Source organism: Paraburkholderia sp. BL17N1, from assembly GCF_003634175.1.
In the GTDB taxonomy this organism is placed as follows: domain Bacteria; phylum Pseudomonadota; class Gammaproteobacteria; order Burkholderiales; family Burkholderiaceae; genus Paraburkholderia.
Genome location: NZ_RBIW01000001.1, coordinates 2,368,538 through 2,389,058, shown reverse-complemented (window position 1 = coordinate 2,389,058; position 20,521 = coordinate 2,368,538). Strand labels below are relative to the sequence as shown.

General features: G+C 62.3%; 22 protein-coding genes. 6 read left to right on the top strand and 16 right to left on the bottom strand.

Features of this window, described 5'->3' with window-relative positions; genetic code table 11:
- Positions 1–94: 94 nt before the first annotated feature.
- Together B0G82_RS10755 and B0G82_RS10750 are read right to left on the bottom strand one after the other, a co-directional pair.
- Complete coding sequence (locus tag B0G82_RS10755; protein WP_121307354.1) at positions 95–1,540, bottom strand: IS1182 family transposase; 1,446 nt, start codon at positions 1,538–1,540, stop codon at positions 95–97.
- 111 nt (positions 1,541–1,651) lie between these two features.
- A complete protein-coding gene (locus B0G82_RS10750) occupies positions 1,652–2,659 on the bottom strand; it encodes an SIR2 family protein (RefSeq protein WP_121307353.1) in 1,008 nt (335 codons plus the stop codon).
- Between the two features lie 284 nt (positions 2,660–2,943).
- On the opposite strand from B0G82_RS10750, the gene B0G82_RS10745 reads away from it, so the two are divergent.
- On the top strand, positions 2,944–3,534 hold the full coding sequence (locus B0G82_RS10745) for a recombinase family protein (RefSeq protein WP_121307352.1): 591 nt from the start codon (positions 2,944–2,946) through the stop codon (positions 3,532–3,534).
- Positions 3,535–3,714: 180 nt separating this feature from the next.
- Here the strand turns inward: B0G82_RS10745 and B0G82_RS39395 are convergent, their stop codons facing one another.
- The 9 genes from B0G82_RS39395 to B0G82_RS10710 all read right to left on the bottom strand — a co-directional run bounded on the left by B0G82_RS39395 (position 3,715) and on the right by B0G82_RS10710 (position 9,161).
- Positions 3,715–4,068: a hypothetical protein gene (locus tag B0G82_RS39395; protein ID WP_147439473.1), complete on the bottom strand. Its 354-nt coding sequence runs from the start codon at positions 4,066–4,068 to the stop codon at positions 3,715–3,717.
- A 162-nt stretch (positions 4,069–4,230) separates the two neighbouring features.
- On the bottom strand, positions 4,231–5,109 hold the full coding sequence (locus tag B0G82_RS10740; RefSeq protein ID WP_158608135.1) for a Rha family transcriptional regulator: 879 nt from the start codon (positions 5,107–5,109) through the stop codon (positions 4,231–4,233).
- Positions 5,093–5,395, bottom strand: a complete 303-nt coding sequence (locus B0G82_RS39675; RefSeq protein WP_158608134.1) for a hypothetical protein — start codon at positions 5,393–5,395, stop codon at positions 5,093–5,095. The genes B0G82_RS10740 and B0G82_RS39675 overlap by 17 nt, the downstream gene beginning before the upstream one ends.
- On the bottom strand, positions 5,392–5,577 hold the full coding sequence (locus B0G82_RS10735; RefSeq protein ID WP_121307350.1) for a helix-turn-helix domain-containing protein: 186 nt from the start codon (positions 5,575–5,577) through the stop codon (positions 5,392–5,394). The genes B0G82_RS39675 and B0G82_RS10735 overlap by 4 nt, the downstream gene beginning before the upstream one ends.
- A gap of 746 nt (positions 5,578–6,323) precedes the next feature.
- Positions 6,324–7,334 carry a helix-turn-helix domain-containing protein gene (locus tag B0G82_RS10730; RefSeq protein ID WP_199730074.1) on the bottom strand — a complete coding sequence of 337 codons (1,011 nt, stop codon included), beginning with the start codon at positions 7,332–7,334 and terminating at the stop codon, positions 6,324–6,326.
- Between the two features lie 45 nt (positions 7,335–7,379).
- Complete coding sequence (locus B0G82_RS10725) at positions 7,380–7,694, bottom strand: hypothetical protein (protein ID WP_121307349.1); 315 nt, start codon at positions 7,692–7,694, stop codon at positions 7,380–7,382.
- A complete protein-coding gene (locus tag B0G82_RS10720; RefSeq protein ID WP_121307348.1) occupies positions 7,687–7,872 on the bottom strand; it encodes a hypothetical protein in 186 nt (61 codons plus the stop codon). The genes B0G82_RS10725 and B0G82_RS10720 overlap by 8 nt, the downstream gene beginning before the upstream one ends.
- Positions 7,873–8,000: 128 nt before the next feature.
- On the bottom strand, positions 8,001–8,210 hold the full coding sequence (locus B0G82_RS10715) for an AlpA family phage regulatory protein (protein WP_121307347.1): 210 nt from the start codon (positions 8,208–8,210) through the stop codon (positions 8,001–8,003).
- Between the two features lie 117 nt (positions 8,211–8,327).
- Positions 8,328–9,161: a hypothetical protein gene (locus B0G82_RS10710; RefSeq protein WP_121307346.1), complete on the bottom strand. Its 834-nt coding sequence runs from the start codon at positions 9,159–9,161 to the stop codon at positions 8,328–8,330.
- 481 nt (positions 9,162–9,642) lie between these two features.
- Between B0G82_RS10710 and B0G82_RS10705 the strand changes: the two genes are divergently transcribed.
- Entirely contained in the window at positions 9,643–10,002 is a 360-nt protein-coding gene (locus B0G82_RS10705; protein WP_106283272.1) for a hypothetical protein, read from the top strand.
- 106 nt (positions 10,003–10,108) lie between these two features.
- On the opposite strand, the gene B0G82_RS10700 is transcribed toward B0G82_RS10705, so the two are convergent.
- A complete protein-coding gene (locus tag B0G82_RS10700) occupies positions 10,109–10,375 on the bottom strand; it encodes a hypothetical protein (protein ID WP_116139586.1) in 267 nt (88 codons plus the stop codon).
- 108 nt (positions 10,376–10,483) lie between these two features.
- Positions 10,484–11,563: a substrate-binding domain-containing protein gene (locus B0G82_RS10695; protein ID WP_121307345.1), complete on the bottom strand. Its 1,080-nt coding sequence runs from the start codon at positions 11,561–11,563 to the stop codon at positions 10,484–10,486.
- Positions 11,564–11,697: 134 nt separating this feature from the next.
- Here B0G82_RS10695 and B0G82_RS10690 point away from each other — a divergent pair, with 134 nt between their 5' ends.
- From B0G82_RS10690 to B0G82_RS10675, 4 genes are read left to right on the top strand one after another with little or no spacing between them, the layout of a single operon-like run.
- Positions 11,698–12,183, top strand: coding sequence for an NAD(P)H-dependent oxidoreductase subunit E (locus B0G82_RS10690; protein ID WP_116139582.1), 486 nt, complete (start codon positions 11,698–11,700; stop codon positions 12,181–12,183).
- Positions 12,180–13,742: a formate dehydrogenase beta subunit gene (locus B0G82_RS10685; protein ID WP_121307344.1), complete on the top strand. Its 1,563-nt coding sequence runs from the start codon at positions 12,180–12,182 to the stop codon at positions 13,740–13,742. Before B0G82_RS10690 ends, B0G82_RS10685 begins: the two co-directional genes overlap by 4 nt.
- Positions 13,743–13,756: 14 nt before the next feature.
- Positions 13,757–16,705, top strand: coding sequence for a formate dehydrogenase subunit alpha (gene fdhF / locus B0G82_RS10680; RefSeq protein WP_121307343.1), 2,949 nt, complete (start codon positions 13,757–13,759; stop codon positions 16,703–16,705).
- 8 nt (positions 16,706–16,713) lie between these two features.
- Positions 16,714–16,965: a formate dehydrogenase subunit delta gene (locus B0G82_RS10675; RefSeq protein WP_116139576.1), complete on the top strand. Its 252-nt coding sequence runs from the start codon at positions 16,714–16,716 to the stop codon at positions 16,963–16,965.
- Between the two features lie 119 nt (positions 16,966–17,084).
- Here the strand turns inward: B0G82_RS10675 and B0G82_RS10670 are convergent, their stop codons facing one another.
- From B0G82_RS10670 to B0G82_RS10660, 3 genes are all read right to left on the bottom strand, one after another.
- Complete coding sequence (locus B0G82_RS10670) at positions 17,085–18,809, bottom strand: FAD-dependent monooxygenase (protein ID WP_106283279.1); 1,725 nt, start codon at positions 18,807–18,809, stop codon at positions 17,085–17,087.
- A gap of 147 nt (positions 18,810–18,956) precedes the next feature.
- Positions 18,957–20,057, bottom strand: coding sequence for a cation diffusion facilitator family transporter (locus B0G82_RS10665; RefSeq protein WP_121307342.1), 1,101 nt, complete (start codon positions 20,055–20,057; stop codon positions 18,957–18,959).
- A complete protein-coding gene (locus tag B0G82_RS10660; RefSeq protein WP_181196614.1) occupies positions 20,054–20,413 on the bottom strand; it encodes a metalloregulator ArsR/SmtB family transcription factor in 360 nt (119 codons plus the stop codon). The genes B0G82_RS10665 and B0G82_RS10660 overlap by 4 nt, the downstream gene beginning before the upstream one ends.
- Positions 20,414–20,521 lie beyond the last annotated feature (108 nt).

The following is a 20,521-nucleotide window of genomic DNA, read 5'->3' as shown; positions in this document are numbered from 1 at the left end:
GGCTGAGGGCGAAGTTGGCGGTCGGGTCAATCAAGTTTGGTACGTCGAAGTTGTGCTATTCGAGCATCCCGAGCGCAAGAAGCCCCTCAGGGCCTTAGCTCCCAGCCATCCTGATTGCCTTCATTGTCCTGGCAACCCCAAGTATATTCATGACTCGCTTGAGGTTGTACGCCAGCACCTGAAGGCTCATTTCGGTGCTCACCCGTCCGAGCGTCCGGGTCAGGAAGTGTGTAGCACCCATCCAATGCTTCAGCGTGCCGAAGCCGTGTTCAACGGTGCTTCGTCGGATGGTCATCGCGTCAGGCTTCCGGTCGAGTCGACGCTGCATGGCTTCAAGTACATGTTCGTGCTCCCATCGTCGGATGCGGCGATAGTCGCTGGGCGAACATCGCTCCTTGAGATGACAACGCGGGCATGCGCTGGGCCAGTATACGTTCAGATTCATGCCATTCTCGACGGTCTTGAACCGATGAATGGAGCGCTCGCCAGCGGGGCACCGATACTCGTCGTTCCTTGCAACGTAGATGAAGTCGCGCTTGGTAAAGAGCCTCTTCTTCCTTGATGCCGAGGTAAGTGGCTTCGGGACATACGTTTTGATCCCGCCCAGTTCGCACGCGCGGATATCCGGGCCGCTGAAGTAGCCCCGGTCAGCTAACACCTTCAGCTTCGGCCTGCCCATCGCGTTCTTCGCCAGGAAAGCCATCTTGCTGAGTTGACCGTGATCGCCTCCGATATTCGTCACTTCGTGTTCGACAATCAGATGATGCTTTGTATCCACGGCAGTCTGGACGTTGTAGCCCACGGTACCGGTCCTCTTGCCACCGCTGGTCATTGAGCGGGCATCTGGGTCGGTAAGCGACAACTGCTTGTCCGGTTCTTTCTTCAGTTGCTCCTTCATCTGCTCTAGCTCACGCATCCGCTGACGCAGCAGAGCGATCTTCTCGTACAGGCGAACGGTCTTCACATCGAAACCTGTCGGGCTGATCCGATCTGCGGTTTCAATCATGTCGAGATATCGCTGAACGCTTTCCTCGATCTGCTGCTGACGCTTGTCGATCTTGCCAGCCGTATAGTTCCTGTCACGGCTGTTCACGGCTTTGAACTTGCTGCCGTCGATTGCCACCATGTCGCTGGATAGCAGCTTCAGTCCGCGACATAGTTCGACGAAACGACGGCATACATTCCGAATGGCTGCGCCATTGTCGCGACGAAAGTCGGCGATCGTCTTGAAGTCTGGTGCGAGACGTCCTGTCAGCCACATCAGCTCGACATTGCGTTGGCATTCACGCTCAAGACGCCTGCTAGACGGCACCCGGTTCAGATACCCATAGATATAGATCTTGAGCATCACGCCCGGATGATAGGACGGCCGACCTGTGAGCGCCGGCGTGGTACCGTTGAAGCCGAGTTCGGCCAGGTTCAGTTCGTCGACGAAGGCATCGATCACCCTTACCGGGTTGTCCTGGCCAATGTAATCATCGACGCATTCGGGAAGTAGTGCGACCTGCTTGCGGTCATCGCCTTCAACGAATCGCTTCATGAGTCACCCGGTCTCAGTGCGTTGATTCAGTTTAGGCGATAAATGCGTTTTCACACGCCCTCGGCCGGCTGCTGCCTGACGTGAGGCGTTCGAGGTTCATGACACCACGAGCTATTCCTCTACGAAGCGTTGGAGTTTCGATAGTTCAATGGGGTCTCGCCCGCTAAAAATTTCATGGATGGAACGGCGCGATGCACCGATCAGACCACGCTGGAACACGTCTTCAAGCGCTGTTCTCTGTTGGATTGCCGCTCCGGCCGTAGGAGCAATTTTCCGCGCCTGGTCTGCGCCATCCGGCGATACGACGAACAACTTGAGGTTGTGATTCGTGACTGCGTCGGCAATGATCTCGTTTATGTGATCGTCCCTGAAGCCGTATCCGATAACCATCAGTCTTGAGTCACCGCGGGTAAGGTATTCCGTGAGAAGAGTTTGATACCACTGCAAGACGGGCACGAGTCCGATTTCATTCGCCTTGTTCCCCCCCATGATTAGCATAGGGCCGCCTTGGTCGTTTTGCGTCCAATTAGACGATCCATGCAATTTGATATACGGTTGACAGCCTGCCTCGACCCGAAACCCCTCGGCGGGCGCAGGCGTCCAGTTTCCGAACCAATGCTGCATAGGATGACGGTTCGGGTCTGGTACTGACCGCATACCCGGAATTGTCGAGCCGTGCCAGCGACGCCGCCCCAAAGGATTAGCAAGCAAGGCTACGTCGTGCGTCAGGTAGTGATACTCAAGAAGCAGGTCTTGATTCAGCGTGAATATGGCGTCGAAGTTTGTGAGGAATGGGCGAATCGCTAGATTTCCATCGTTGTTCTGGTCGAAGTTCTGAAGCCCAAAGAAGCATTGGTTCATCAAGTTGAACATTCCGAGCACGGCGCCGCGGAGACTCTGAAGGTCATCAGCATGTGCCGGCTCACGGCGCACCAAATCCTGCAACTCAGCAAGCGCATTTTCGAATCCTCCTGCCAGCTGGCTTCGCCATAGCAGGTCAGACAAGAAGGCGTTCGAATTCACTTCGGGCCAACCGAGCAGGTACTCGAACGCTTCGGCCGCCAACCAACCGCCCCAGTTGCGGCTGAAGCCGGCGCCGAGCAAAAGCATGCAGGACATAAGACCTCCGTGCTAGTCGTTATCGCAAGACAAAAATTTGCAACTTATCCTATCAGGCTGAAGTTGCCCCTGTAACTCAGGACACGCGGACACCGTTAGGTTGATGCCCTCGAGCGCTGCGCAACACAGCAGATGGATCCGACAACAGTGACCTGGCCAAAATCGAGCGGTTGTGTGCACAGACAACGGGGTGACCAATAATCGGCTTGACTACTTTTGATCGCCCTCGATAATCGTTACAGCGTTTTTGAGCATGCCTAACAACGTTGAAAACGAAGGGAAGAATGAGCCGCACATTTCTTTACGCGCGTGTAAGCACCGCAGACCAGACCACGGCCAACCAGCTCGCAGAAGTACTCGCGGCCGGTTTCGCTGTGGAGCCGAAGCGGATCGTCCAGGAAAGCATCAGTGGCAGTGTGCCGGCGAGCGAGCGACTTGGTTTCGCAAGGTTGCTCGATCGCCTCGAGGCGGACGACGTCCTGATCGTCACCAAGCTCGACCGGCTCGGCCGTAACGCAATGGACGTACGCGTTATGGTTGAGCGCCTCGCCGAGATGGGCGTGCGCGTGCACTGCCTGGCGCTCGGCGGAATGGACCTCACCAGCGCAGCCGGCAAGATGACGATGGGCGTGCTCACCGCCGTGGCGGAGTTCGAAAGAGACCTATTGATCGAGCGCACGCACGCAGGGCTCGCGCGCGCACGCGCCGAGGGAAAGAAGATGGGACGACCGAAGGCCATCGCCGATGGGAGGCGCGGCGCCGTCCTCGACCGACTGGCTGCCGGCGACAGCGTGGCCAGCATCGCGCGCGACCTCGGCGTGTCGAGGCCAACGATCTCGCGGATCCGTGACGCCGCCCAGCAGGTGACTGCATGACGGGCGGCAAAGTCAACGAGGCCTTGCTCAACTGGCGCGCGCGGCTCGCGACGCTGCCAGCGGATCAGCGCGCGACAGCGACAGCCGTCCTGCTCACACTTGTGCGGGCACGTGAGACCGCAAGGCAAGAGCCGGCACAATGTGCTAACCCTCGCACCTAGCGCGCGACGGCCATCTTAGTCATCGGCCGCGGCGTTCGATCAAAAGCAGCGCTTCGACCATTTCCAACTCACCACGAAGCGAATCGGCAACCTGAGTCAATCGGGCGACCGGGTCGTCGATCGCCCCATTTTCGGTCGATTCACCGTCAACATCTCGCTCGCGGGCTGGTCCCACCACCGCCAAATGTGTAAATATTGAAGCATCACCACGTAGTTCTCTGCGCCACCCTTCTGTCCTCGCGCGGGCCGATACCGCTTGACGTGAAATCATAAGCTCTGACGCAATCGAACCGAACGTGATTGCGCTGCTCAATTCCCACGCGAGCCGGCAAATTCGCCAGCGCTCGGGCGGCGCCTTGGTCCTTCCTGCCACAGTTGGCCTCCTGTGAGATTGTAAACAGCGCGAGTCCGCTGTTTACGAGCCTCCGCTGAAATGTAAACAAAGTCGACGGAAGTCGTTATTTTTCAACGCGATCAGATCGGACCGCCGACAACAAGTGCGCGTGCTCCACTGACGCACACCGCAGGGTCGAGATCACAGAGCCTCCTCAGCCTGCATCCGGCGGAAGATCGGACGCAAGTGAGTCCGCAACTCGGCGAAACGACCAACGTACCAGTGCGGCACCGTTTCGCGTGGTGCCCGCGTGTCGATGAGGTTTTTTCCGAATCGCAGGCCTTCAGGTGTCACCAACCAGAAGGACTTCACTCCTCCACCGAAGCGCTTCTGCGTCGTGCGGCGCGTACGCTTCTCCATCAGCCCAGCGTACTCCAGCAGGCGATTGAACCGGACCGCGCTCAGTCCCACGCCAGCCTCTTTCAGCAGCACCGATATCGGAGCCGTTGCTTCGCTCGATCCCGGCATGGCATCAGACGGCGCGTCGACGACATAGGCCGGCAGCAACGTTTCGTCGAGGCTGTGATTCTTCGCCACGTGTCGAAGCAGTGCCACGCGACCGCTCGGACTGACATTCAGCAGCCGGCCAATACTCTCCGCCAAGGCTAGGTCACCGATTGGCGACTTCAGTGTGGGAGCCGGCGCGGCGTGCTTCTGAGTATCGCTAGCCATCGCGCGCAGCGTCTCGCGCATCGCCAAGAACTCCGCGACCAATTGCTTCTGACCGAGGCACGACTTGCGACCACCGATAAACGGCATCGTGACCAGCGCGCCGTGCTCGTCCAACTCGATCAGGCGGCACGCCTTACCGCTGGCATCTCGGTACTCACTCGGCCCAAAATTGGGCTCAGTGATCGTCTGGTCCGCGATCAACGAGTCGAGCGTGCGAAGCACGTGCTTGTGGCTGCGGCCGAATGTACGCGCGATCTTCAGGCTGTCGACTACCGGCACACCATCACGCAGGCGCACCAGGGACTCGACCGCATCGAGACGGGCCGTCGAATCAACGAGCGTGCGCACGGCTAACCTCCCGAAAGACTTCTGAGCCGCGAATAGCAGTCTCCAGCCTGCGTGCGGCGTTGTACTCAAGCCGACGCGCATGCTGGTACGCCACATAGGCTTTCCTCGTGGAGCGGCGGAACGATGCGTCAGCGACGTCGACGTGCTCGATGCCGCGGCGCTCCTTGAAGCGAATACAGGCGCATTCATAGTTGTAGCGAGCGTCGCGACGTGCGCACTGCGCCAAGTAGTGCTCGGCAGCACGACGAGCAACGTCCTCGGACGTCCAACGGTAGCGGGCCGTCATTGCGCACCTCCGGCCAGCAGGCGCTCGACGTCCTCACGGTTCCAAAACACTCTGCTGCCAATTTTGACCGGCTTGATCGGTCCGCCGCCGTGCGCGCTCCAGCTTCGGATAGTTGCATGCGCAAGGCGCAAAGCTTCCGCAACCTCGTGCGACTTCATCAGTGGGTGACTTCCGGTACTCATGAGTAGATCCTTCGACCCAAGCGGGCCTGTTGATGTACTCGCAGCATCGCGTCACGACTCCCACACGCACAGACCATCGCAAGCAACATTTTTCCACCTGCCGCATCCATAATCGGTAGCCGAACGACTCGCATGGGGAAGAAAAAAATGGTGCGAAACGACAAGCCGGTGCACGTTACTGAGTGGGATGGACTATTGCCGCTGCCTGACGGCGCGACAGACGAGCACTTGCTCGAGGACGCTGACGCACTGCCTACTTGGGACATCCTGCGTGACCGCCCCCCCGCGCTTTGACGGCGAGAAGGTTTGAGCGCACGCCAGCAAAGGGCCACAAAAAAAGCCCCGGCCAAACATCGGTCGGGGCTAAGTGCTGCGGGTTTGGACGACCTCGCGGTCGAGGTCATTGTCAAGTCACGACGATCCCGCGTGCGGCACGTCCCGCAGGCCAAGCGAAGCACCGGCGGCGTCTCACGCGCACGCTCGAGCAAGAGCGGCGACTTCGCTGTCGCTCGGCGCGACGATAGCGCTCAAGATGCCGCCGCACGCGCTCAGGCCATCGGCTGCTAGTTCCTTCGCGTCGACCTCACCAAGCCGGCTGCCATCCTAAATGTGACGCCGAACGGCAGCCGCGTGCTGCTCGGGCGCGACAGCCGCAGCCGCTGAACCCTACGCCCGCCATCGGTGCCGCAGCGCGGCCGCATGCGCACGATTTCGGCATATCGATCGAGTCATGCGCAGACCTCCAGTCACGCTGCGATGCGTCCACCGGCGCTCCTCTGCCGCAGGAGCGCCTTCGCAGCTGACGTCGTTGCGCGCGAGAGTTCGGAGCCGCGTTCCGCCGCGTCGCCACCGGCCGGTAACGGATCCAAAGGGGTGACCGGCATCTGCCGCGGCGCAGGCGGCTTGCCGCCGTTGTCGATCGCAGCCTGAATGCGGGATTGATAAGAGGCATCGCTCTCGCCGGCGTTCGGCTCGCCGACGCCGACCTCATGCGCCTTCGCTTTACGCGACTCAGGCGAGAGCCACCAGCCACCGCCGCTGCCCTTGCGCGCCACAGGCATAGCGGCCTTCGAGTCACGGCACCAGTTTCGCCATGTGGCGAACCAATCAAGCCTCAGACCGCGGCTGTCTGGTTGCGCGATCCAGTAATCCCGGAACCGCTGCGCGACAGCTCGCACGTGGTCATCGCTCCACTTGGCTGCGCGATTGACGTCCGTATCCTCGAGCGCCCACAGCCTCCACTCATCTGGCAAAGTCCAGTCTTCTGACAAGCGCGAAGCGCACGCAGGCCCCCGCTTTGCTGTCGGCGGAGCATAAGAATGGTTCATTGACGGTTTATATGACGTATTGGCTGCAGCTGTCGCACCCCGTTCCGGCGTGTGCTGCACCCCGTTCCTACGTGAGCTGCACCCCGTGGTGTCATCACGTGCACCCCGTTCCATGTAACGGGGTGCATCGCCTGCAGGTCGTGAAATGCAGAGGTCGAAACATATCGGGCGACGATCGGCGCGATCGATACGATCGGCGACAATGCGTTGATTTCCCCGGGTGATTAGGCCGACTTGCTCGAGCACATCGAGCTTAGTACGGACAGTTCTCTCCGACAGACCGGTGTCAGCCGACAGCTTCGATGCAGATGGGTATGCCGTTTTTCCCAGTTTGTCGGCATAACTGGCCAGACAAAGGAGAACATGCCGCGCTGGAGCGTCTCGCGTGATCTGCTGCTTAATGGCCCACGCCATTGCCTCGATGCTCATCGCGGGCCTCCTTGTGATCTGGCCGCACGGGTTCGAACATAGGCGTCATGCGTTTCCCGCCTCGACAGTTGCCGCGCGTTCCAACACAGCGCGCGTGAGCGCCCCAGCGACGCATACGATCGCGCGATCGGCCTCATCAGCTAGCTCGCGCCAGGCGCCGGAAGCGACGTCGAGATGCTCGAGCACCGCGTCGATCTGCTCGGCCTCACCGGCGTCGAGCAGGGCGCAAACAAACTCAGCGACGCGCGTCGCGTCCATGTCGCCAAACCGGCGAACCAGGGCGTAGGCATGCCCGAGTTGCGTGACCGCACGCTGACGCTGGGCGCGAAGTTCGGGATCGGCCGGCAGGAAGTCACGCACGGCGCGCCTCCACACGGACGGATTCAGCCAAGCGGCGCAGCGCTTCACCGGCCACGTCGAGTGCGGCACGGTCGGACGGCGCCATCGCGGCAGCACGCAGCGCGTCGCGGGCGATTGAGGAAGGGGTTTGATGTGTGTTCGCGCGCGGGGACGCGATAAAATGAACGATAGCTGCCATGCGGGCCTCCAGATAGGACCGTGTTTCAGTCAGGAAGGAGCGAACGCGCCAACGTTCGCTCCTTCCGCTTTGCCTCCCTGCAACGAGAGAGGCGATCGCATAGTGCCATAGCGTGCAGCCAGCACAAGTCACGCGGCCTCCGGTGCACGGTAGCCGGCCGGATTTTTCAGAAATTCATCGATGTCCCCGCGGCGCCAGCCGACCGATTTCGCGCCCAGGCGAACTTGACGCGGGAACGTGCCGGCGGCTATGCGTCGGTAGACCTCCGAGGTGCTCGAGCCGGTTTCCTCTAGGACTTTGGGTAGGCGAAGGATCGCCATCGGATTGACTGCGGACATACGGGCTCCATTGGGACGTTCCGGGACGATCCCGAAACAATGGAGCCATTTCAAAATCGGAACACATGCCGATCAAGGGATTTTTTATATCTATAAAAGTTGATGTTTATCAATTAGTTACAGCATTTTCCGAATCGGAAATAGATCCGGCGCAGCGACTGAATCGGCGTGCCGATTCAACTTAGACGATTTGCGGCCGTTTTTGGATCGGCCGCCCGTAATTCCCGCCGGCATCATGCGAAGAATGGACGGTAATGTAATGGGGCCGCGCTCACTGAGAGCGCCGTGCGGAATTTGGTTAATGATTTTTGCGGCCAGCGATTCCTTCGTATCCCCCGCGGCACATAGCGCACGCGCTCGGGCCGCCACCCAGGCCGCTACGATTGCGCTATCGTTCGGGCCCGGGGACAGGGAAACGGCATCATCACCGGAGTTGCGAGCCGAGATGGTCGAGGCAGAGACGTCGGCGACAAGCTCGGCGGCACTAGCTAAGTCAGTCCGTGCAGGCGGTGTTTCGGCGAGCGAGCGGGTGGTGGCTATCAGGTCGAGCAGGACCGGCTCGATATCGGCCGCCAGGAAGCATCCACACTCGTAGGGCAGCGACCTAAGGCGACCGTCCATATAGTCCACGTAGTCAAGCTCTCCCGAGCGATATCGATCATGAAGCTCTTGGAGAGTGACCCGCGGATCGTAGGTAAATACTGGAAGATTAAATGCCTCGAGCATGGCGAGCCCCTCACCAGTGTTTAGCTTCACGGCAACAGCACCACTTTCCAGGCCCTTGATATCAAACCACGCCGGAGCGCTTTCGCCCGCATCATCAAGGGCTGCGCATAAAACTGCAGCAGCCTCAGCTTCCGTACAGTTCAGCTCCGAGACGATGCGGGCCAAAACGTCGCGCACAGGAATGTAACGAGCGCGACGAGCGTCCAGGAATTTTTTCGCGAGCATAAGGGAATGAGGACAAACTGAGGAAGGCCGATTTTACCGCTGCAGGAAGGCTTCGGAGCTGATGGGAACAGCCGGGACGGAATCAGCGGGCATGGGGAGCTAGGGTTCGACTTCGGTGGTATTTTCGGTGGTATTTGCGCCGAAAACACGGTCCTAACCTCTTTAAAAACATACCGTTGCGGACGCAATGTGAGTGCCGCCGCCACCAGGACATGTTTCACGCTGCACCAGCAAGTCTCATCGAAAACCCGTAAGCGGCCTGCTGCTTGCGGGTTTTTTCGTATCCCTCACGCCCTTCCCGCTGCGCGCTTTCCCGCACTATCCTTTTCTTATCTCATCCGCGCGCCGTCGCGTGGCCGACCCTATCGCGATCCTCAGATGAAGAAGTGATTGGAATAAACGCATCCGCTCAGTCGTTTGATCCTCACGCGCGCACGCCGTGCCTCGCGTGAGACCAACACCAAAATCAGGAGCCGACATCATGCGCAAAACTCTTTTCTGCCTCGCCCTTCTCGCCCTGCAACAAAGCGCTTTCGCCGAAGCGCCAAAGATCGTGGACGGACGCTTCGTCAATGCAGACGGCATGACGCTCTATACCTTCGACAAGGACACCACACCCGGCGTGAGCGCCTGCACGGGCGGCTGCATGAACTACTGGCCGGCGGCCACGGCCAGCGCGTCGGACAAACCCTCCGGCGACTGGACCGTGATCACCGGCGCGGACGGCAAGCCGCAATGGGCGTACAAAGGGCATCCGCTCTATCGCTACGCAGCGGACAAGCAGGCGGGAGACATGAAGGGAGAAGGCTTCAAAGACATGTGGCACACGGCAAAACCTTAAGCGCGCGCCGCGCGCTGGCAACACCACGGCACACTAAACCCGAGAGTCAAACGGAAGACGCCGGCAAAACGCCGGCGTCGCACTCACAACGGACACCTGCCTGCGCCTATTCGTCTTTAGGACACTGCAGATTGCAACCATTCGGATCGCCCAGATCGCCGCGCTTGCGCATGGCTGACTTTTTACCGCTCTGGTATTTGTCCGAAGGAGACGACGCCGCAAACGGCATTTGCGGATGTTCGGCGAGACGGAACTGGTCTTGCAGGATGCCGCCCGGAACCCCTGGCGAATTCTGTGCGAAGGCAACTGACGCGGTGGCGAGGAGCACACCAGCCGTCGCAACGGCAGCACATACGTGAAGAATGACTTTCATATCGATCGGCGCGACGTAGCGCGCGGTTTAGGCGGAAGCGGAAGCTTAGAGAGTATCCCAAACGGACGCCATACGCAGCGCCAAACATAGACTGATGTTTACGGCCGCTTACGCCACCGCTTCGCCCAGGCCCTCTTCAAGATCCACCACCTTGCCGCAGTCGTGCGGGTCATAGCCTTCGAGCTGATCGACGCTATGGCGAAACGCGCTGCCGCGCAGCAATCCAAGCACGGTCGCAAGCGGTATACGTTCGAGGCGCGCGCGGTCGCACGCAAAATAATAGTCCTCGTCGACAATCGGAATGAAGTCGAGACCGAAGTGATGCGCCGCGGGCTCCACGCCGAAACCCACATCCGCCATGCCGCTCGCGACGAACGCCGCAATCGCCGAATGCGTCAGTTCGGCCGACGCATAACCATTGACCCGATCCGGATCGACTCCGACTTTCCGTAGCGCGAGATCGAGCAACATGCGCGTGCCGGAGCCGGGTTGTCGATTCACAAAGCGGATATCGTCGCGCGCGAGATCGCTCAGGCCGGCGATTCCCTTCGGGTTGCCTTTACCAAGAAAGAGCCCTTGCTTGCGCCGCGTGAGATGCACGAGCACGTGACGCTGCGGATCGAGCCAGCGCCGATACGCATCGGCGCATGCCGCACGAAACTCGCCGAGCGGCAAATGGAAGCCGGCCAGATCGCATTCGCCGCGCGCAAGCGCGCTGACGGCGTCCGCGCTGTCGCGATACTTGATGTCGACCGGCAACTCGTCGGCGACCAGCGCCGTCACGAGCGCGGCCACGGCGTAACCGTGCGACGCGAAAATGCGCACGTCGTCGGCGGGCGGCGCGAGCCAGCGGTTCAGATCGCTCGCCACTTCGCTGGCGAGCGCCTGCATATTGCCGTCGAGCCGTTCCCCGCACAGACGCTGCGCACGCAAGACCGCTTGCCCGAGTTCGGACAGCACCGAGCCGCGGCCGCGCTCTTTCGCGATCAGCGGACCGCCCAGACGCTCTTCGATGCTGCGCAGTAAACCCCACGCATGACGGTAGGACAAACCCTTAAGCGTCGCGGCCTGCGCGATGCTGCCGGATTCATTCACCAGCGCGAGCAACGGCACCACGTCCGACAGGCTTGCCTCTCGGCCGTCCGGACCCTTCACCACCAGTTGCGCCTGACACTCGATTCTGATCATATATGTTGAACTCTTTCCTATTGCATCGGCCGAAATGCCCGCCTATTGTTCGGCTATCCCATATCGAATAAACGAAGCATAAGTGCACGCATTATGAATAACAAGTGCATATATGACTTTGGAGGAGCCCCCACTTGGACGATTCCATCGCCGTCGCGCCGGATCAACTCGTTGAGCGTCACGCGCAGCCGGGCGTGTCGCTGCTAGCGGTCTTGCACGCGATTCAGGACGAAGTCGGTTACGTGCCACCCGCCGCGGTCGCGCCGCTAGCGCGCGCCATGAACCTGTCGCGCGCGGAAGTGCACGGCGTCATCACCTACTACCACCACTTCCGCACGCAGCCGGCCGCAGCCGTCACGGTGCAACTGTGCCGCGCGGAAGCCTGCCGCAGCATGGGCACCGAAGCGCTCGCACAACATATCGAGGCGCACACCGGTTGCCGCTTCGACGGCGAACATCAGCACGGCGCGACGGTGGAACTGGAATCGGTGTATTGCCTTGGCCAATGCGCGCTGTCGCCGGCGCTGATGCTCAACGGCACGTTGCACGCCAGAGTCACGCCGCAAAAGTTCGACGCGATCTTCGCGGCCGCCAGCAAGTGCGTGGAGGTGACGGCATGACGCGCATCTACGTTCCCCGCGATTCGTCGGCATTGGCCCTCGGCGCTGACGCGCTCGCGCATGCAATCGAAGCCGAAGCGGCACGCCGTGGCGTCGCCATCGAACTGGTTCGCAACGGTTCGCGCGGCCTGCTGTGGCTCGAACCGCTCGTCGAAGTTCAGACGCCTGAAGGCCGCATCGGTTACGCGAATGCCGAAGCCGGCGACGTCGCCGCTCTGTTCGACGCCGGCTTCCTCGAAGGGGGCGCACACGCAAACCGCGTCGGCGTGGTCGACGACATTCCGTATCTGAAGAAGCAGCAGCGCCTGACCTTCGCGCGCATCGGCATCACTGACCCGCTTTCAATCGACGACTACGTCGCTCACGGCGGCCTCGAAGGTTTGCGCCAGGCTCTGCAAACCGATGGCGACGCCGCCTGCGAAGCGTTGATCGAATCCGGCCTGCGCGGCCGCGGCGGCGCGGCCTTCCCCGCCGGCATCAAATGGCGCACGGTGCGTGGCGCCAAAGCGGCGCAAAAGTACATCGTCTGCAACGCGGACGAAGGCGATTCCGGCACCTTCTCCGATCGCCTCGTGATGGAAAGCGATCCGTACGTGCTGATCGAAGGGATGATCATCGCGGGCATCGTGACGGGCGCGACGGTCGGCCATATCTACGTGCGCAGCGAGTATCCGCATTCGATCGCCACGCTCGAAGCGGCAATCGCGAAAGCACGCGTCGCCGGCTGGCTCGGCGACAGCGTGCTCGGCTCACCGCATCGCTTCGAACTGTTCGTCGCGAAAGGCGCCGGCGCCTATGTATGCGGCGAGGAAACGGCGCTGCTGGAATCGCTCGAAGGCAAGCGCGGCATTGTGCGCGCCAAGCCGCCGGTGCCGGCGCTCGTCGGCCTGTTCGGCCAGCCGACCGTGATCAACAACGTCATCACGCTCGCCACGGTGCCGATCATCTTCGCTCGCGGCGCGGCGTTCTACAAAGACTTCGGCATGGGCCGCTCGCGCGGCACGCTGCCGTTCCAACTCGCCGGCAATGTGAAGCAAGGCGGCCTCGTCGAACTCGCGTTCGGCGTGACGCTGCGCGAATTGCTCTACGACTACGGCGGCGGCACGGCGAGCGGAAGGCCCGCGCGCGCGGTGCAAGTGGGTGGCCCGCTCGGCACGTATCTGCCGGAGAGCCAATGGGACATTCCGATGGACTACGAGGCGTACGCGGCAGTCGGCGCGGTGGTGGGCCATGGCGGCCTGGTCGTACATGACGACACCTCGAATCTCGCCGAACTCGCGCAGTACGCCATGCACTTTTGCGCGCTCGAATCGTGCGGCAAATGCACGCCGTGCCGGATCGGCTCGACGCGCGGCGTCGAAGTGATCGGCCGGATTCGCAACGGCGACACGTCCACGCGACAAGTGCAATTGCTGCGCGATCTGTGCGACACGATGGTGTCCGGTTCGCTTTGCGCGATGGGCGGCATGACGCCGTTCCCGGTGTTGTCCGCGCTCGATCATTTCCCCGAAGACTTCGGTCTCGCCGACGTATCTCATCACGCGCCGAAAGCGGCCTGACCCAGGAGCCCACCATGTCCGACGTGCTCAACTCTCCCACTGGCGGCTGCGGCTCCGGCAACTGCGCGTGTAAATCGCAAGCCCAGCAGCAACGCGCGCCCCGCTCCTTCTTCGACGACACCGATTTCGGCACGCCCGAGCGCCACGCCGACATCGACGTCACGCTGGAAATCGACGGCCAGTGCGTCACGGTTCCGGCCGGCACCTCGGTGATGCGCGCCGCCGTCGAAGCAGGCGTCAACGTGCCGAAGCTCTGCGCGACCGATTCGCTGGAACCGTTCGGCTCGTGCCGTTTGTGTCTCGTGGAAATCGAAGGCAAGCGCGGTTATCCCGCTTCGTGCACGACGCCGGTCGAAGCCGGCATGAAGGTCCGCACGCAGACCGATCGTCTGCAGTCGCTGCGCCGCAACGTGATGGAGCTGTACATCTCCGATCACCCGCTCGACTGCCTCACCTGCCCCGCCAACGGCGACTGCGAACTGCAGGACATGGCCGGCGTGACGGGCTTGCGCGAAGTGCGTTACGGTTTCGACGGCGCGAATCACCTGAAGGACAAGAAAGACGAGTCGAATCCGTACTTCACTTACGACGCGTCCAAATGCATCGTCTGCAATCGCTGCGTGCGCGCGTGCGAAGAAACGCAGGGCACGTTCGCACTGACCATCGCTGGACGCGGTTTCGAATCACGCGTGGCGGCCAGCGAAAACGTGCCGTTCATGGAGTCGGAGTGCGTATCGTGCGGCGCGTGCGTGGCCGCCTGCCCGACCGCGACCTTGCAGGAGAAGACCGTCATCATGCTTGGCCAGGCCGAGCATTCCGTGGTGACGACGTGCGCGTATTGCGGCGTCGGCTGCTCGTTCAAGGCGGAGATGAAGGGCAACGAGGTCGTGCGGATGGTGCCGCACAAGAACGGCCAGGCCAACGAAGGCCACGCTTGCGTGAAGGGCCGCTTTGCCTGGGGCTACGCAACGCACAAAGACCGCATCACCAAGCCGATGATCCGCGCGAAGATTACCGATCCGTGGCGCGAAGTCAGTTGGGAAGAAGCGCTCACGTATGCCGCGTCGGAATTCCGCCGCATTCAGGCCAAACACGGGCGCGATTCGATCGGCGGCATCACGTCGTCGCGTTGCACGAACGAAGAAACGTATCTGGTGCAAAAGCTCGTGCGCGCCGCGTTCGGCAACAACAACGTCGATACCTGCGCGCGCGTTTGCCACTCGCCGACCGGCTATGGATTGAAGACCACGTTGGGCGAATCGGCGGGCACGCAGACTTTTGCATCCGTAGATAAAGCCGACGTAATCATGGTGATCGGCGCGAATCCGACCGACGGCCATCCGGTGTTCGGCTCGCGTCTGAAGCGTCGTGTGCGTGAAGGCGCGAAGCTGATCGTCGTGGATCCGCGCCGCATCGATATCGTCGATACGCCGCACGTGAAGGCGTCGCATCATCTGCAATTGCGGCCGGGCACCAACGTGGCTGTAGTGAATGCACTGGCGCATGTGATCGTCACGGAAGGTCTGGTTAACGAAGCGTTCGTAGCGGAGCGCTGCGAAACCCGCGCGTTCGAGCAATGGCGCGATTTCGTCGCGCTGCCCGAGAACGCGCCGGAAGCGACCGAAGCGCTGACCGGCGTGCCGGCTCAGTCGGTACGCGAAGCCGCGCGCATCTATGCGACCGGCGGCAACGCCGCGATCTACTACGGCCTCGGCGTCACCGAACACGCGCAAGGCTCGACCATGGTGATGGGCATCGCCAACCTCGCAATGGCGACGGGCAACATCGGCCGCGAAGGTGTGGGCGTCAATCCGCTGCGCGGCCAGAACAACGTGCAGGGTTCGTGCGACATGGGCTCGTTCCCGCACGAACTGCCGGGCTACCGCCACATCAGCGACACGGTCACGCGCACACTGTTCGAAGACGCCTGGAACGTCACGCTGCAACCGGAACCGGGCCTGCGCATCCCGAACATGTTCGACGCCGCCGTGCACGGCACCTTCAAGGGTCTGTACTGCCAGGGCGAAGACATCGTGCAGTCGGATCCGAATACTCATCACGTCTCGGCTGCGTTGGCGTCGATGGAATGCATCGTCGTGCAGGACATTTTCCTGAACGAGACCGCCAAGTACGCGCACGTGCTGCTGCCGGGTTCGTCGTTCCTCGAAAAGGACGGCACGTTCACCAACGCGGAGCGCCGCATCTCGCGCGTGCGCAAGGTCATGCCGCCGGTGCCGGGCTACGCCGACTGGGAAGTCACGGTGATGCTCTCGCGCGCGCTCGGTTATGAGATGGACTACACGCACCCGTCGCAGATCATGGACGAGATCGCGCGTCTCACGCCCACCTTCCACGGCGTCTCGTACAGGAAGCTCGACGAGATGGGCAGCATTCAGTGGCCTTGCAACGAGAATGCGCCGGACGGCACGCCGACCATGCACATCGACAGCTTCGTGCGCGGCAAGGGCAAGTTCGTGATTACGAAGTTCATCGCGACGCCCGAGAAGGTCACGCGCAAATTTCCGATGCTGCTCACCACGGGCCGTATCCTGTCGCAGTACAACGTCGGCGCGCAGACACGCCGTACCGAGAACTCGCGCTGGCACGACGAGGATCGGCTGGAAATCCATCCGCACGACGCCGAAGAACGCGGCATCAAGACGGACGATTGGGTCGGCATCGAATCGCGCGCGGGACAGACCGTGTTGCGCGCGAAGGTGACCGAACGCATGCAGCCTGGCGTGGTCTATACGACGTTCCACTTCCCCGAGTCGGGCGCGAACGTGATCACCACCGATAGCTCGGATTGGGCGACCAACTGTCCGGAGTACAAGGTGACCGCGGTGCAGGTCATGCCGGTCGAACAGCCGTCGCAATGGCAGAAGGACTATTCGCGTTTCAACACCGAACAGCTCGATCTGCTGAAGCAGCGCGAGCTGGCCAACGCGACATCGGGCAAGTGAGGCCGGGCATGGACAATCAGAACCTGATCGACATGGCTAACCGGATCGGCGATTTTTTCGATTCGATGCCGGACCGCGAGGAAGCGCTCGCCGGCATCGCCGACCATATCCGCCGCTTCTGGGAGCCGCGCATGCGGCGCGCGCTGCTCGCTTCGCTCGATGAGCCGGATGCGAGCGGTATCGCGATGTCGGCTATCGTCGAGGAGGCGCTCGTTAAACATCGCGAGCAATTGACGCCGGCGGCGCCGACAACGGTGTAGCCGGGCGCTGCGGCTGCGGCTGTGCAGCCTGGCCGCTTGCTCCGCTATCTCGCCATTCACCGTGAACCAGCTAGCGGGCATCACTGCGCTTACCGCTTAAGGTCGGCAAGCCGCCCGCATCACAAAGCCGCCTGCTCCGGTATTTCGCCATTCACCGTGAACCACGCCTCGCAATGCCGCAACAGGCCGTGCAGATCGGAACCGGTGCGTCCGCGCGCACTGATGTAACCGTCCGGCCGCACCAGATAGAACGACGGCCGCGTGCGCCCATACGATTCGGAGAGCGCGGGACCGCCATCGCCGTTGGTATCCGTGATGCGCCAGATGCGCACCGCGCCCGGCAGCAATCGCTCGACTTCCGCCGCCACGCGTTCCATTTCCGCGTCCGGCGGCGGTTCGTGCTTCGCGGCGGGATCGAGCGGCGTTTCGTCGACGGGCAACGGCGGCACCAGCAGGAACAGCGAGAAGAACGCCGGGTCGTGCAGATCGAAAACGCAACCAACGCCGGGCGCGCGGCCCAGCGGTCCGTCCACCACATGCACCAGCGCATCGGGCGCGCGCTCGCCGGCACGCGGGCCGCCGTCGAGCACGCGTTCGAGCGTCAGCGGACTGCGCCGGTACTGGATCGACAGCTCGCTGATGGTGGCGCGCGCCGCGTCGCGCAGCGGACCCAGCGCGGCGAGCACCGGCATCACGCGTTCGCGCAGCAGCTTGAGCGGTCCGTGATCCGCCTCGGCCATATGCGTGATGAAACCGGTCTGCCGCAGCACGTCACGTTCGATCGGATGACGTTCGGTGTGATAGGTGTCGAGCAGCCGGTCCGGCGCCGCGCTCTTCAGCACACGCGCCAGCTTCCAGCCGAGATTGAACGCTTCCTGAATGCCGGTGTTCATGCCTTGCGCGCCGGCGGGGCTGTGCACATGGGCGGCGTCGCCGGCGAGGAAAATGCGGCCGACGCGCAGCCGGTCCACCATGCGGCTGTTCAGATGAAAATACGAGGACCACGCCAGGTCCGACACGTCGACCCGCTCGCGCACGCGCCGGGCGATCAGCGCCTTGCATTCCTCGAGCGACGGCGCCGGCACCTTGTTCAACGGCGGTTCGCCCAGCACCGCGGGCGTCGCGGGCGGCGCGACGGCGGCAGGCTCGAGCGCATGATCGGCGATCAGGCGATGCCGGCCGTGGCCCATCGGAAACAGCGCCACCAGTCCTTCGCCAGACGCGAAGATATGAAACTCGTCTTCGGGCCAATCGGTTTCGGCGTGCAGATCGGCAAGCAGGAAAGTCTGCTCGAAGGTCTTGCCTTCAAAGCCCAGACCCAGGCGATGACGGATCGCACTATGCGCGCCATCGGCGGCGATCATGTACGAAGGCCGCATCGTCTCCGTGTGACCGTCCGCGCGGCGCAGCGTCGCCTGAATGCTGGCGGAGCCTTGCGCAAACATGGTCAGCTCGACACCGCGCTCGACCGTCACGCCGAACGTTGCGAGATGCTCCGTCAGCAAGCGCTCGGTCACGGACTGATCGAGAAACAGCAGATACGGATAGCGCGTGTGGAGCGGATCGAAATCGAGTTGCGCGAGACGCATGCCGTTCGAAAACAGATTGGCGATGCGCGCGCGATGGCCGAGTTCGAGAAACGGTTCGACCAGCCGATGCTGCTCGAGCAACTCGAGCGTGCGCGCCTGGATGCCGATGGCCCGCGAATACGGGTTGGGCTGCATGGCTTTGTCGATCAGGCGCACGGGGATGTGGGCACGCGCAAGACTCATCGCCGCGGCGAGCCCCGTGGGGCCGGCGCCGACGATCAGCACCGGCGACGCATCGTTTGCGGCAGCGTCCATGCGGAACTCCGGAAACAACAATGCGTTCTAGTGTACGCCCGCAGGAACTCGGCCTGAAGCGTCGCCGGCAAGCCGCCGACGGTGCGCTGCATCAATCATGCGATTGGCCTGGGCTTGCCGTGGGCGTACCGCGCACACACGTTTGCCTCAATGCGCGTGCGGCGCATGATCCATTGCACACCGATGGTCCGTGGTGCCGAGGTCGACTTGCAGCGTGGCGTGATGCATCGAGAAACGTTCGCGCAGCGTGACGACGATCACGTCGAGCGACTCGTCGCCGGGGTGGCCGTCGGGCATCACCAGATGCACGCTCAGCGCATTGCCGGTGGTCGAGAGCGCCCACACATGCAGATCGTGCACATCGACGACGCCGGGCTGCTCCGCCAGATAATCGCGGATACTTTGCAGATCAACGCCGGGCGGCACGGCGTCGAGCGCAAGGCGCACCGAATCGCGTAACAGGCCCCACGTGCCGACCACCACGACCGCCACCACGAGCAGGCTCATGACCGGGTCGAGCCACGTCCAGTTGGTGTAGAGAATCACAAGGCCGCTCACCGCGACCGCCGCCGAGATGCCGGCATCCGCCGCCATGTGCAGGAAGGCGCCGCGAATGTTCAGGTCTTCCTTCTGCCCGCGCATGAAGAGCCACGCGGAAATCCCGTTGACCACCACGCCGACCGTCGCGACGACGAACACCGCGAACCCCGCCACCGGCGCAGGATTCATCAGCCGCCCGATTGCTTCGGCGACGATCACGCCGCACGCAAACAGCAGCAGCCCGGCATTGACGAGCGAGGCGAGAATCGACGAGCTGCCGTAACCGAACGTGTAGCGCGCCGACGGGCGACGCGTGGCGAGCCATGACGCGCCCCAGGCGAGCAGCAGCCCGAGCACATCGGAGAGATTGTGGCCGGCGTCGGCGAGCAGCGCGGTGGAATGCGCCAACACACCGTAGACGGCTTGCGCGATCACGATGGCGATGTTCAACACGACCGCGAGCGCGAACGCGCGGCCGTGACCTGCGACGGGAGCATGGGCGTGGTGATGGCCGGCGTGGCCGTGGGCGTGACTGTGGCCGCTATGACTGTGAGCGTGGCCACTGTGGTTGTGACTGCTTTCACTGTGGCTGTGACTGTGACTGTGGCTGTGGCTGTGGCTGTGGGCGCCGTGCGCCTGACCGGCGTGGCCCGAGGTGCGATCGTAACGGTCTGCAGCAACAGTGTTCGGAGTTTCCGGTTTCTTCATGACGGTTCCAGTGAATCATCGCCGGCCGGTTCGGCCACGTGTTCGAGCATGCCGGCCAGCATCGCGCTGATGTGGCGGTCGGCGGCGAGATAAAAGACCTGCTTGCCCTGCCGCTCCGCGCGCACGATCCGCGCCGCGCGAAGCAGCCGCAAATGATGGCTCACGAGCGACGACGACAACCCCAGCGCCTCGGCAATCGCCCCGACCGCGCGCCGCTCGTCGAGGCACGCCAGTACGATGCGCAAGCGCGTGGGGTCGCCGAGAAGGCGAAACAGATCGGCAAGCGGCACGATCGTGTCCACCGAGCGATCGTCAACGCTCGCAGACGACGAATTGGAAGCAAGGGAAGAAGCCATGGCAGGCGGTGCTGCGGAAGAACATATGAACATGTATTCATATGTTATAGATATTGGGACAACCGGTCAATTCGGAGCGCGGTCCGGCGAGTGTGGGAAAATGCGGCC